General features: G+C 44.7%; 6 protein-coding genes. 2 read left to right on the forward strand and 4 right to left on the reverse strand.

The features are described 5' to 3' along the window. From Q8W40_RS13560 to Q8W40_RS13575, 4 genes are all read right to left on the reverse strand, one after another. A complete protein-coding gene (locus Q8W40_RS13560; RefSeq protein WP_305397774.1) occupies window positions 1-4,206 on the reverse strand; it encodes a type I polyketide synthase in 4,206 nt (1,401 codons plus the stop codon). 301 nt (window positions 4,207-4,507) lie between these two features. After that, the gene (locus Q8W40_RS13565) at window positions 4,508-6,238 is read right to left on the reverse strand and encodes an ABC transporter ATP-binding protein (RefSeq protein ID WP_305397775.1); all 1,731 of its coding nucleotides are present in this window, start codon (window positions 6,236-6,238) and stop codon (window positions 4,508-4,510) included. Next, complete coding sequence (locus Q8W40_RS13570; protein WP_305397776.1) at window positions 6,238-8,016, reverse strand: ABC transporter ATP-binding protein; 1,779 nt, start codon at window positions 8,014-8,016, stop codon at window positions 6,238-6,240. Before Q8W40_RS13570 ends, Q8W40_RS13565 begins: the two co-directional genes overlap by 1 nt. Before the next feature lie 225 nt (window positions 8,017-8,241). Further along, complete coding sequence (locus Q8W40_RS13575) at window positions 8,242-10,377, reverse strand: TonB-dependent receptor (protein WP_305397778.1); 2,136 nt, start codon at window positions 10,375-10,377, stop codon at window positions 8,242-8,244. 1,084 nt (window positions 10,378-11,461) lie between these two features. Here Q8W40_RS13575 and Q8W40_RS13580 point away from each other — a divergent pair. Next, the gene (locus Q8W40_RS13580) at window positions 11,462-12,445 is read left to right on the forward strand and encodes a helix-turn-helix domain-containing protein (RefSeq protein ID WP_305397780.1); all 984 of its coding nucleotides are present in this window, start codon (window positions 11,462-11,464) and stop codon (window positions 12,443-12,445) included. 31 nt (window positions 12,446-12,476) lie between these two features. Beyond that, entirely contained in the window at window positions 12,477-14,360 is a 1,884-nt protein-coding gene (locus Q8W40_RS13585; protein ID WP_305397781.1) for a PfaD family polyunsaturated fatty acid/polyketide biosynthesis protein, read from the forward strand.

Consider the following 14,360-nt stretch of genomic DNA (forward strand, 5'->3'; position numbering starts at 1 on the left):
TTACAGGCGTTTTTGCAAAGCGTTTCGCTTTTCGGATGACATCGTTTGCACTTTTATATAGGTCCGAGCAATGCGTTCCATGTTTGGATAGCTCGTCAGTAAATCTGCGAGTTCTTTTGGCGTTCTTGCGCTCATGAAGTCGGCCTGACCAATATCCGCCTTGGTGATCTTTCTCAGGCGAGACAGCAAGCGCACTGCGGTAATGGAATCTCCGCCAAGCAAGATGAAATCATCGGCGGGGTCGACCTCGGTTTGGCCAAGGATCTCGGTAAACAACAGTTGAGAAAACTGCACCAGCACAGGTTGGTCGCTGGCTATTTTGATGCCTTCTTTTGAAGTGTTGGGTTCGGCATCCGTATTGGTTAAACGCTCAGTTGAACTATCAGATGCTTCTTGCAGCAGCAAATCTAAAGAGTTTGGGGTCACAATGGCGTGTGAGATCCCTGAAGAAAGGACATCCCATAAGCTGGACAAGCCTTTTTGAACGGAAATGGCTTTCTTGCGATTTGATGTGAAAAGATCGTCGTTGTCATTCAATCCTCCCACTTGATCCCAGAAGTCCCATGCAATGACGTGCATCGGTATCTGAGAACGTTGCTGTGCCAACATTTCGCAGTACAAATTGGAGGCGATGTAGTCTGAACCACCGTATCCCGAAATTTCGGTGATGATAGAGCCAAAAATCGCCAAGAATTCTGGTTGATGTTTTTCAAATGCAGAGGCGAGTGCATCAGTACCTTGAACTTTCGCGTGGTGGTTCGGACCCAAGTCGGTATCTGTTGTATCCGCAACCGTCTGCGACACATACCGACCCGCTAAGTTAAAGATACCGCCTACTTTATTACCTTCCTGATCGAGCTGGTTGGCGAGCGCTGTCATGGCATTGACGTCATCGACATTGGCGGCGTGCAAACGTATCGTTGATCCTGCAGCGATAATGCCTGCGAGATCGGCGTCTTGCTCAGGTGAATCGACCAGTTCTACTGAAATGTTTCTGCTGACTAAAACAAGGTGGACACCAAGCGGAGCGATGGTACGTGCAAGGCTACGCCCCAGAGCACCAAGCCCGCCAACGATGATGTAAGTTTTGCCCGCTGTGATTACGTCACCCGCGTCAGCGTTGGGTAGCGATAATGATGTGACTTGTCTGCGCCATAAAACCCCATCACGTAAGCCGAGTGAATCGGCTTGCAGTCTCTCGTGGCGAGTACTGGCAGAGATCGCTCTTATTAGATCTTGTTCATTTGGCGCATCATTACAATCCAACCAAATGGCTTTAACCTTCGCGATTTCGAACGGCAAGCTACGAAGTATGCCGAGCGCTATTGATTGCTCCGCACATTGGGTTTCTTCTGAATGGATACTCGCCAGATTACGAGTAACCAAGGTGATGCTTTGGATGTCTTCGTTTGGCAGTAATTCTTGTGCAAGCTGACGCAATGTATTTTCAGTGTTCGGGTTCCAAGACAGCACCAAATGGCTCTTGCCAAGTATGTTTAATTGACCCGATAGGTTTTTGATATCAAGTGGTTTCTCGTCATCATCTATCCAAATAAGTGAGGTATCCTTCGCTTCATCACATTTGAATTCGTGAACTCGATGCCACTGGGGAACGTGCGTCCAACAGCTTGATTCGGTGCTTGCTGGTCCTTTGGAAACCGGTAAACAGTGCTCGACTTTAGAGAATGGGTAGCCGGGAAGGGGCACTTTGTTCCATACCTCAGAGCCAGTATTAAAGAGCGTTTCTATTGGAGCGCCGTTTACCCAAAGTTGAGTAATCGCAGTGAGGCAATCATTGGTTTGTGATTGCGCTGTGAGCATTAATGGCAGAGCGCCCGGAATATTACCGGGTCCAACCGCAAGGCGCTGCGCGTTTGGATAATCACGTTCGATAGCCTCAAGGTTATCCGCAAAAAGCACGGTGTGGCGAAGATGTTCTCGCCAGTATTGAGGCGTTGAAATCTTGGCTGGGTCGGCAAGATCGCCAGTCAAATTGCTGTATACAGGAATCGTCGGCTCATTCAGTGAGATGTGATTGAACAAGGATTCAAAGTCGCCAAGAATGGGCTCAAGAAGATGTGAATGAAAACCATGAGACACCGACAAGCGGCGGAAGCGCCATCCTTGCTGATGCGCTGTTTCCTCAAAATGTTCAAGAGCGGTTTCTGTTCCTGAGACAACCACCTGATTGGCTCCGTTGACGACGGCTAAGGAGAGATCGGGTGTGAGCTGTGCTTTGACATCTTCCGTTGAGGCATTGATTGCCAGCATGCCTGCATTCGGCAGTGATGCGACCAATCTGCCGCGAGCGGCAACCAAAGTCAGTGCATCTTTCAATGAGAAAATGCCAGCGACGGTAGCCGCGACGTACTCTCCAATACTGTGTCCAAGCAATGCAACTGGATTTAGTCCACCCTCAATCAGCCATTGTGCGCTGGCATATTCGACAGCAAACAGAGCGACTTGTGTATTTTCGGTTGAGGAAAGCGTATTCAGGTTAGAATCAAAAATGAGGGGGCGAATGTCTTCATGTCCTTGGGAAATCAATAGTTCAGCCGCTTCATCCAGAATGGCTTTGAAGGTAGGGGCGTTTTGATACAGGTTTAACCCCATCCCAACAAATTGCGTTCCCTGACCAGGAAAGACAAATACGGCTTCGTTGCTTTTTCCGGTTTTATTTACTGTGATTTGGTTCTTTAGTTTGTTTGCTGCTTCTTCTGAATCCGATGCGATGATTGCGCAGCGTTCTGAGAAAGCGGTCCGCCCCCACAATAAGCTCTTCGAAACATCCGATAAATTGTATTCTGTCGATGCCAGCTTTTCTGCCAACTCGTTTCTCATCGTGTCTAATGCGACGTCTGTTTTGGCCGAAAGAGGGATGATTGTGGCGTCTTGGTTTTGCTGGTTTTGCTGGTTTTCGGCTTTTTGAGCAGGGCTTCGTGCCAAAATTTGATGCACATTGGTGCCTCCAAAACCGAAAGAGCTCAGTGCCGCGAAATGGTGGGTTTCTCCTGATACCACAGCAGGTGTGAGCGACAAATGTGTACCACTCATGCCTAATTCTGGGTTCTCCCCATATTCTTTCAGTCGGAGTGTTGGCGGGATAACCTGACGTTCTAATACGCCAATCACTTTGGTTAAGCCAGCAAGTCCGGCGGCGGCATTTAAATGCCCTACGTTCCCTTTAACAGATCCAACATGACAGTGAGTATTACGGTTACCGTAGACGCGTCGTATTGATTCGGTCTCAATGGGGTCACCAAGTGGTGTGCCTGTGCCATGAGCTTCAATATAGGTTACGTCGTCAGAACTTACGCCACTTAAATCTAACGCTTCCTGAAGAACATCGGATTGTCCCGACACACTTGGCGCTGTAAAAGCGGCGCGGGCTGCACCGTCGTTATTGGCGGCGCTGCCAGCAATAGTGGCGTAGATATAGTCATGATCAGCCAGTGCGTCTTCCAAGCGTTTGAGTACGAATACGGCTGCGCCATTGCCGCCGACAATTCCATTAGCGGATTGGCTGAAGGGCGACATGGTTGCATTAGGCGACATCACGCCGCCGGAGTCTGGGAAATAGCCGTCTTCTAAGCTCACGGATATCGACGCTGCACCAGCCAAGGCCATATTAACTTCGCCTTGCAAGAGAGCTTGAGTGGCCTGATGCACGCAAAGCAACCCGCTGGAACAGGCGCTTTGAGTCACAATGGCTGGACCGGTCAAGTTAAGCAAGTGGGCGACTCGAGTGGCGAGGTAATCTTTGTCGTTGCCAATCATCATGGCGAACATCTCGGCGGCGCTGTCGCTGAAGTCTCGCATGCCGACGTGTCTTAATACGTAATCGTTAAAACCACACGCAGCGTATACCCCTGTGCGATCATCGGAAGAGCGATCACCATACCCTGCGTTTTCTAGAGCATGCCATGCGCATTCTAGAAAAACCCTATGCTGAGGATCCATCAACGCCGCTTCGTTAGGAGAAAATCCAAAGAAATCAGCATCGAAAGCAAAACGTTCAGGCATAGAAAAACACGCTTTTATTACGTCATTCTCAGAGGTTTTTCTGACCAAGCCGTCGTTAGCCGATTCCAACATATTCCAGAAGACATCAACGTCTTTCGCTCCGGGGAAACGGGCGGATAACCCAATAATCGCTATTTGATCTAGGTTATCGGACAGGTTGTCGTTGGGGACGTTGTTTGTCATATCGATTCTGCTCCGAGTAAGAGGAAGGATTTCTGTTAAGTAACGTTCGATTCTAATTCAGCTGTTTTATGTGGTGCTGCTCGTGAAGGGAGACTCTACTGCCTAAGCCGGAGAAATGAGTAAAGTTGGGAAGAGAAAAGGAAAATCAGAAATAGGCAGGAAATAACCGGGTCAATGCAATGCGTGTATCGGTATGCTAGTGAAGCAGTGAAGCAGTGAAGCAGTGTAGAAAAGTTTTCGCCTGATTCTGAAAACAGAATCAGGCGAAATATTTACCCTTAAGCTGAATACTCAAGCGCTTTTAGCTGATTAACCACGTGGCGTTTTCTTGCTGTAAGGTCCACATTTGAGCGTAAATACCTTGATTTTGCATTAACTCTGAATGGGTCCCTTGCTCGTGGATGCCCGATTTGTCCAAGACAATAATATTGTCGACGGACTGAATCGTTTTTAGCTTATGTGCCACAACAATAACCGTTTTGTTTTGGCTGAGAGTATGTATGGCTTGCTGAATAGACAACTCGTTTTCAGGATCTAAGGACGCTGTTGCTTCGTCTAGCAACAAGATAGGTGCATTTTTAAGCAACGCGCGAGCAATGGCGATACGTTGTTTTTCACCACCGCTGAGCCTTGCTCCCCCTTCACCTACTCGACTAAAAATACCATTGCTAAGACGGTCTATAAATTCCATACACTGTGCCTGTTCACACGCCTTAATCACCTCTGCATCTGTGGCGTCAGGCTTTCCAATTCGAACATTGTTGGCAATGGTGTCGTCGTACAAATAGACATCCTGAAATACCTCACTCATACACGTATAAAGCGTGTGTAGGTTGAGTTCTCTGATGTCAGTACCACCGATGGTGACTTTGCCTTGTTTCACATCGTAAAAGCGGGCAATCAGGCTTAGTATTGTCGACTTGCCTGTTCCACTGTAACCCACCAGAGCAGTAATCGAATTTTGTGGGAAATTCAGATGGATGTTATTCAGTACATTGTCGTTTTGATAGCCAAACGTCACATTGTCAAACCTAACGTCGAAGGTGCTAGGCGGCGTTGATATGGTGCCTGTGTCGATGGATTCAATGCTCAGTACTTGCTGAATACGCTTCAAAGATTCATTGAGGTAACGTAGGTGTAGAATATCAATCAGTAACGCCTTGAGCGGGCTAAATGCTAAATAGCCAATAACGAGGAAGACAAGAACCGTCAGTGAAGATAACCCCGATTCCGCAAAACGCTCCAATGAGACCCATACCATAGCGAGATAAGCGAGATCGCAGAAAACAAAAGATATCAGCACTATAGGGGCACTTAGCATTTCTGTTCGGTAACACGCTTTGCGATATTCATTCAAGCTATTCTCCAGACTTTTGAAACGCAATCCGGTTAGGTTGAATGCTTTCAGGTGCTTCATTCCCATGTAAAATTCTAGGAATTTGCTCGCCATCTCACCGCGAAGCTTTATCTGCTTATGACCCAGCCATCCCACTAGGCGATCCGAAGCGAAGACAAAAGGAAACAGTAGGAAGATACCCAACAGCAGTATGGACGCTAAGTAGAGATCAAGCCAAAACAGAAAGCCCATCAGTATGATGGCTGAGAATACGCTGGTTACGACATTGGTGATTGCCTGAGAAAACAAAGACTCAACGACTCGAACATCCTGAGATATTACGGAAGAAAGAGTGTTGGGCTCATGCTTTACAAACACCCCCAAACTGATTCGGTATAAATGGGTGCCAATATCCATTCGTAACTTTTCTGACAACTTAAAGCTGAGACGATGGTTACTTAAATTGGCGTACCACGACACAAACAGTTGAACCACGAAAGATGTCGCCATGGCTGCAACCAATAGCCAGACGGTGGAAGCGTCGGTGGAGGGGGCGAGTAACTCTCGAAGAATAGCGACCAGCAATACCACCGGAATAGACAGCAGTAATGCGTGGCAAAAGTGAAGGATGAGCGAAGAAGCAAAGTGCTTTTCGTGACCTTTAATTGCAAAAGTAATATTTTTTAGCAATTTCATTAGTTTTGTCCTCCACCGAGGCTGAACTCTCGAGCGCTTTGATGCGCTTCCCACATTGAAGCATACAGATTTGACGACTCTAACAATGAGGTGTGAGTACCTGCAGCGACAGTTTTTCCCTGATCAAACACGACGATTTGAGCAGCGTTAACAATGGTTGAAAGACGATGCGCGATGACGATAACGGTCTTACCCGGAATGATCTGACTTAGCGCTTTTTGGATGGCGGATTCATTGAGTGCATCGGCAAACGCAGTGGCTTCATCTAGGATAAAAATTGGGGCGTCTTTTAAAATGATCCGAGCCAGTTGGATGCGCTGAGCCTGACCGCCACTTAGTCGCAATCCATCTTGACCGTACTGAGTATCATAGCCAGATGGAAGGCTTTGAATGAACTCGTGCGCTTGAGCTAACTTTGCCGCGCGCTCTATCTCTTCTCGTGAATGCCCTGCGCCCATATCAATGTTCGCCGCGATGGTATCAGCAAACAAGAAGTTGTCTTGAAATACAAACGATACGATATTCATAAGATCGTCGTATTGGATGTTCTGTATGTTGACGCCACCGATTTCAATCGCCCCTTGGGTAGCATCATGAAAGCGGGCCAATAATTCTGCGCATGTACTTTTACCAGCACCACTTGGCCCCACTAGAGCCGTTACTTTTCCTGCAGGAATGGATAGGTTTATTCCGTTCAATGCGGAGTTCACTTCTTCATCCGAATCGCCTTTGTAGTCAAAATGCACATCTTTGTATGTGATGCTGTAGTTTTGAGGTAGTTGGCGAGGCGCAAGAGCGTGGTGCATGTCCTGCTGATCGATAAGATTGCTAATCCGCTTAGTGCATTCAAGTGTGTCTGAAAGTGAAGAGGCGAAACCCGAAAGACCCAAGACGGGCTTCAAGTAAGCCATCCCGACGATGAAGAATAGTAATAGGACTGGCAGCTCAACGGAGTTTTCGAAGTGCAACAACAAGCCAACCGTGACAATTGGCAATAAACTGTTTGAAATGAAAGAAGTTAAAGCCGAGTACATTGGAGCGACGCGTCGGTAACTCACTGATGAAAAGAGAGTAAGGTCTTCAACGGTATCTCGATAATTCGCAAATGACTTTGCCTCTTGCCCAAAGAGCTTCATGACGTTCAGTGCTCTTACGTATTCAACAATGACACTGTCCATCTTTTCGACTTTTTGGTGAAACTCGCGCGTCATTTCAGCCGTGCCTTTTGTCATTACGGCTAACATCATCCACAACAAAAACAGAATAAATGGTGCAAGACTTGCCAATGCTAGTCGGTAATCCACCGTAAACATAAAGACCAAAACGACGATAGGCAAAACGATGGCTTTGACGAGGTCGGGGATATTATGAGCGATAAATACTTCAAGCTTTTCAACATCATCCACAAGAAGTTTTTTCAATGCACCCGACGTACGTTTTTGTAGGTTTCCAAGTGACATAGAACTCATTTTGTTGGCGATTAAAACGCGAAAGCGAAACAAAATTTCGTAAGCCGCCATATGAGCGGTGACTGCCGATAAGTAAAAAGAGAAATAGGCAATGACCATGACCCACGCGGTAGAAGCGACCTGATTTCGCAGTTCATCCATAACTGGGCGTGTACTGCCAGTCATGGGTTTGATGATTTCCAGCATTAGTAAATAAGGCGCAATACTGAGAATGCCGTAGATTGCGGCTAATACTGCGGCAGCAATCAGTAAAAATCGTTTTTGTAAGACGACTTGCTTAAAATGATTCATACCTGTTTCACGTTCCATTTCTTTCCTACAAATATGTCGTGGCATTGATATGGGTTGGGGTTCCATACACTTTCAAAATGCGGTTACAAAGACACCAACCCACACGAGTAATCGATTCATTTGGGTGTCAAAATCGCTTATCTCTCAGTAAAAATGTTGCGATTAGAGCAACTCAATTTTTAACGTCGAGCTAAGCGATTTTTGCCCATACAAATGTGGAACAATTACTGATTCGGATTGGTATCAGAAGCGGTATCTTGCGCCTATGCCTACTTCACGTGGTTTGCCGAATGTGATGATAGGACCGCCGTGAGGATAAACGGTGCCCGATGTTTTATAGCTGGTGTCAGCTAAGTTATTCACGTAGGCATACACTTCGCCAGCATAGATTTCATAACCGACTTTCAGGTTTACAACGCTATAGCCATCTTCTTTTAGCTTATTGACCGAATCGAAGTACATATCACCGTAATTAACTAAGTCAGCACGTCCATAAACGCCGGACGAATGGTTATATTGACCGCCGATATTGAGTGAATAAGAAGGCGTTCTCTCAATGCGATTGCCGACTTCAATCGTCTGACCAAACATATTGGTGAATTCACTGCCGTATTCGGCTCTCGTTACACCTAGTGCAGCATTGAGCTGCCAACTTTCATTGATAATAAAATCGGCTTCCGCTTCCAGACCGTAAGATTGGGCTTTTTCTACATTGAAGGTTCTAAAGCTGTTGTCTGCCACTGAGTATGAGAATGCGTGAATGTCTTTGATATCCATATAGAACACGGCTGCAGACATCAGTAAACGCTCATCCAGTAAAAGACCTTTTGTACCTATTTCATAGCTCAATGATTGTTGTGGCTCGAACTTGTTTTTTTCTTCGTCGGTATTACTTGCCATCATGTTAAAGCCACCTGGCATGTAGCCAGCGCTGATACTGGTATAGGCAGACCAGTCTCTGTTGAAGCGGTAATTAAGAGCGGCTTTAGGGAGAAACGCTGCCCAAGTTTCTTCTGAATTCAACTCTGAGTAAGGCGTCCCATAAGTTACGTTGCCATTAACAACGGGTGTGAAATAGTAATCGAGGTCGGTACTTTTCTTGATTTGTTGATAGCGGCTCCCTAGAAGTAGTTCGAGGCTGTCTGTTAATGGAAAGGTCACCTGACCGAAAATAGCTCGGGTTTGGCTACTGTTGTTTGATAGGTAGCTATGATCAAAACCTACGTACTGAGAGCCAATTGCGTCGTAATTAGTTTTCTCTTTTTCAAAGTAAAGCCCTGTCACCCAACGTAAGCCGGATTCAAGCTGGTTTGACCAACGTAATTCTTGGGAGGTGGATTCAAGAGTTAAGTTTTCAAAAGAAAAACCACCGTCTAGGCTAGCTGGAGTCCCGCCAAACATCGTTGTATTGCCTATGCCATAATCAATATCCGTGCGGTATGCAATCTTCGTTTTACGGTGGGTGGTAATAGATTCAAATTCGCCATAATCATTCTGATATTTTAAGTTGATCCCCTGCGAATTGGTGTCGGTTCTAAAATATGAATCTTGATCGTAATTCGTATTTTCAAAATCTGAACGCTTGGCATTGTTAAAGCCATCGACCGTACCAGCGGTGCCGCCATCCAAGATGCCTTCGCGGTCTTTTTCATTCACCAGTAAAAGTCTGGCGCTGAAGTTTTCTGTTGGGGTTAGCAGTAGGTTCGCACCAAGTCGGTGGTTCTTTTTATGGTTGGCTTTATCATCCAAATTGGCATTGGTGTTCTTCATCCAGCCATCGTTATTCGTTAGCTCACCCCATAAACCCACAGAAAATAAGTCGGGGCTAACAGCACCCGCCGTACTGAATGCCAGTCGATGTGAATTGTAGCTTCCAATCTCAGCTTCGGCCTGGCTCTCCCAATCTTGCCCTGGTTGCTTGGTTACGACATTGATGACGCCACCAATGCTGTCTTTTCCATACAAAGTACCTTGAGGACCGCGCAACACTTCAATGCGTTCAATATTGACGAATGGGAAGTTGTACGCATAGCGGCTGCTGGTCGGAATGCCGTCTACGTATATCACCACTGGGTTGTTGCGTGTAAACATGGAAGCGTTAATACCTCTAACATTCACTTCTGCACCAGTGATCCCCTGCACGCTATGCATATTTGGAATTTGTCGAATGAGCTCGCTGACATCTGTAATGCCTCGCTCTTCAAGCATCACTTCGTCAATCACGGTAATGCTCTGCGCAACGTCATTAATATCTTCGTTAAACTTATTGGCGGTAACAATTATCTTTTCTTGCGTTGGTGCTTCTTGAGCTTGGAGCTGCAAAGGTAGGACGCAAGCCGCAGTAAGTAACGGGACTCTATATATAGAATGAATCTGCATTTTTTATTTCCTTTAAAGATTAGCGACTAGCAGAGTAATTTAGATGAAAAGCTCTAATTCGAACGATGTGTTAAATCTGGCTTATAAGCTGCTTAATAATGTCTTGAATCTGTCTTTCATTTTTCAAAGTTAATTCGAAGTCAGGCTCTAGCTTCCAATTGACTTTATTGTTCTTTTTCATTTAGCGCATGGTGTGCCAATAAAGTCATCGTAAATAATACAATCATCCTGTAGCAGACCACTTTATGAGGTGAGCCTGTCTTATAAGGATACTTTGATTTAATTGGTTTTCTTATTTCTTGGGACGTAATCTGATATATCAAAAATTAAAATATATCGATGTTTTGCAGTGTATTTATTGTTACACAAATGTATGTTTCTTTAATTCCTCATTAACATATTTTTAGTGCTGGTGAAATTTCATATTCAGCTTAGGTTTTATATTAAACATATATTGCGTGTCATTGATCGCAATACATCATGTGAAATCGGGAAACATAGTAATGGGAATGAGAATGACTATCAACTAAATTATAACCAATTATTATTAGTCATGATTCTTGTATTGACATCAACTTAGGCTCCGTTTATAAATCTAAATGATTATCATTACAATTTTTATCAGTTAAGTTAGAGAAATAGGCTATCGTCGTAGCTTACGGAGTGGCGATACGTTTGTCTCTAGCGGCTATCACTATAGAGTTGAAGCAGGGGATATATTCTAGCTAAAGGTATGCCTCTGAGTTAAATAATATTTAAGACTCAAAGTTTAAGTATATTCGCCAAAAGAAAGGTGGAGTTTAGTGTGATATCGATCCGACTTTTTGAGTATTCGAATTTGCATATATTATTATTTAGTTAATGCACATATAAGAAAAATTATCTTGTTTTAGACTTGGTGGTGTACATGGTTTTCAAATGATGCGCTTAAATGACGTCAATATTATTTATTCGATTGAATTCATTATTATTAAGGTGAGTTAAGAGGTCTCTAAAGACCAGTATATATCTTCGTCAGAGAGTGTCGGATACTGCTATGACCATTTTCTTGTGATCAGGTGGGTGCCAACCTAAGGGTAAATAAATGTTATTTAATACGTATTTTTGTGATTGGCGCAAAGGTGACGTCATGCCTGTTGATATTGAAGAAAATAAGTCGACGAAAAGGCAGAAAACAAGTTGCCTAAGAATAGATCAACACATACTCATGATAAAAACGGAGGGTGCGCCCAGTTATTTGGACTTTTTAGATATAGAACAAGGCGATAGAGTTATTCTTGTTTATGTTGCCTCTGAAAGAAGTGAATCAAATAATTATATCTCTAAGCATCCGCTGAAAGTTTTTATTGATAGAAGTGAAAGTAAAGAGATTGAGCGACAACTGTCCTACATTGAAGATGATGATATTGTCATAAGCCTTATCGTTGCCAGAGAGTATATCGAGCAATTAGTTTGTGTAAATTGCCTCAAAACTTTTTTTGGTGAGTTTGCCAGTTCAACTGAAAGTATCGCGTCATCGAGTTTTAACTTCCTTTCTCATGGTCATGTTTCGGCAATACTTCACCAACTCGTAGAGACAAATTCCTATAATGAATTGCAGACCTTATTTGCACAAGCAAAAGTGTATGAGCTGCTTAGCCTAACGCTCGACAATATTGGTGCAGAACTGAATACGTGCAGTTTGTCTAAGAGCGATATTGCTCGCTTACATCAGGCACGTGATTTACTGGAACAAAACCTAATCTCGCCTCCTTCTCTGATTGATTTGGCTCATGAAGTTGGAATCAATGATTTTAAGCTCAAAAAGGGGTTTCGGGAGCTGTTCCAAATTACCCCTTACGCTTACCTACGCCATTACCGAATGACCGTCGCACAGAATATGCTCGCGCGTCATGACATGTCCGTTTCTGCCGTTGCCAATGCCGTTGGCTATAACAACCTAGGGCATTTTGCCAAAGCATTTCGCAAACAGTTTGGTCTGAAGCCAAAAGATTTTAAGCAACAACAACGCATGTTGAAGTCGCCTAGTCGAGAGATGATTCAGATGAATTCTGCCTGTGAGAATTAAACATAATATGCAATTTTAAAGGATCTAATTAATGAAAATTACTGCCGAAACACTTGGTAATCCGGCGTTCCAAGAATATTTTTCTACACAATATGCATATTATTGTGGCTCCATGTACAAAGGTATTGCCAGTAAAGAGATGGTCGTAGCACTGGCCAATTCTGGTTTTCTAGGTTTTCTGGGTACTGGGGGGATGCGCTTAGAGGAAATCGAGAGTTCTTTAGACTATATATCCAATTCTCTTTCTATGTTTGAACCTTACGGTGCAAATATCTTACCTTCATATAACAACCCTGAGCTTGAAAATAAAACGATTGATTTATTGCTTAAGTACGATGTTCGTGTTGTTGAAGCGTCTTCCTACGTAGAGCTTTCTCCTGCACTCGTTCGATACGCGTTCAATGGGCTAAGACGCGGTACTGATGGTCGAGTAATACGTAAAAATAGGGTCATCGCTAAATTATCAAGATCCGAAGTGGCTCGAAGCTTTATTGAGCCTGTTCCTGAATCGGTACTTTCAAACCTAGTCGAAACTAAGCTAATCAGCCGTGAAGAAGCGGAGTTAGCCGCAACGCTTCCTCTTGTCAGTGCAATATGCGTTGAATCTGATTCTGCTGGCCACACAGACAGCGGCATATCCTTCGCGCAATTCCCTGCGATTAAATCTTTGGCAACATCACTCACAAAAAGGAATGCCTCAGAAAAAATATTGGTTGGTTCCGCTGGAGGCCTTGGTTCTCCAGATGCAATCGCGGGTGCCTTTGCTATGGGAGCGGACTTTGTTGTAACGGGCTCGATTAACCAATGCTCTGCTGAAGCCAATATCAGCTACGAAGTGAAAGACATCTTACAAGCGCTCAGTGTTCAAGACACAACTTATGCCCCTTCGGGTGACCTTTTTGAAATGGGCGCTAAGGTACAAGTGGTCAAGAAAGGCAGCATGTTTGCACTACGAGCGAATAGGCTTTATGAGCTTTATACCCAATACGACAGTCTTGATGCCTTAACTCCTAGTATTATCGATGAGCTTGAAACGCAATATTTCGGCAAGTCGATCTCGGACATTTGGGAAGAGACGAGTAACCACTACCAAAAAGCAAATCCCGAGGTTCTAAAATCGGCTGCAAACAATCCAAAAACCAAAATGGCATTGGTATTTAAGTGGTACTTCGTGCACACAACGCGAGTTGCACTTGAGGGCAAAAAGAATGGTCGAGGGGATTACCAGATCCACTGTGGGCCTGCGATGGGTGCATTCAATGAGATCGTCAAAGGCAGTTCTTTAGAAAGTTGGCAAAAGCGCGGTGTCGCTGAGATTGGGAAGTTTTTGATGGAAGGCGCTGCATCCGTCCTTAGCGATCTCTATGCAGAGCAATCAAATAAAGCGTTCGAGCAGACAAGAAAAAGTGCCACTCCAAAAAGCACAGCCAAAGTCGCTAAGACCGATGTTGAGGCGGCTATCAGCGAGCTTGAAGAAATCGTGGACGTTCAGCTGGATGCCTCTGACTGGGTGACGGTGACGCAGGAAATGATCAATCAATTTGCCGAAACCACATTGGATGAATATTGGCTTCATGTCGATCAAGAGCGTGCAAAGCAAGAGTCCCAATTCGGCGACACCATTGCTCATGGCTTGTTGGCACTTAGCCTCGTTAGCCATTTCCGCGAGCAGTGTTTTCCTGAATTCCCTAGTAACGCCACTGGCATGGTTTATGGCTTCGATAATGTCAGATTCATCAACCCAGTGCCGGTCAATAGTCGCGTTAGAGGGGTATTTACTCTGAAGGAAATCGTAAAGAACCCAGATAACTCACTGACCACAAAAGCCAAATTTTCTATCGAAATACATGGGAATCCAGTACCAGCATTAATCGGTGACCTACTTGGCTACATCACATTTTCTTCCGGAGAGTAA

Origin of the sequence: Vibrio penaeicida, assembly GCF_030689305.1 — a bacterium.
GTDB classification, from domain to species: Bacteria; Pseudomonadota; Gammaproteobacteria; order Enterobacterales; family Vibrionaceae; genus Vibrio; species Vibrio penaeicida_B.

What these genes read in the sequence shown, in the direction of transcription:
- Q8W40_RS13570 (WP_305397776.1), bottom strand. Translation starts at nt 8,016, where the DNA reads ATGGAACGTGAAACAGGTATGAATCATTTTAAGCAAGTCGTCTTACAA.
- Q8W40_RS13580 (WP_305397780.1), top strand. Translation starts at nt 11,462, where the DNA reads ATGTTATTTAATACGTATTTTTGTGATTGGCGCAAAGGTGACGTCATG.
- Q8W40_RS13565 (WP_305397775.1), bottom strand. Translation starts at nt 6,238, where the DNA reads ATGAAATTGCTAAAAAATATTACTTTTGCAATTAAAGGTCACGAAAAG.
- Q8W40_RS13585 (WP_305397781.1), top strand. Translation starts at nt 12,477, where the DNA reads ATGAAAATTACTGCCGAAACACTTGGTAATCCGGCGTTCCAAGAATAT.
- Q8W40_RS13575 (WP_305397778.1), bottom strand. Translation starts at nt 10,377, where the DNA reads ATGCAGATTCATTCTATATATAGAGTCCCGTTACTTACTGCGGCTTGC.
- Q8W40_RS13560 (WP_305397774.1), bottom strand. Translation starts at nt 4,206, where the DNA reads ATGACAAACAACGTCCCCAACGACAACCTGTCCGATAACCTAGATCAA.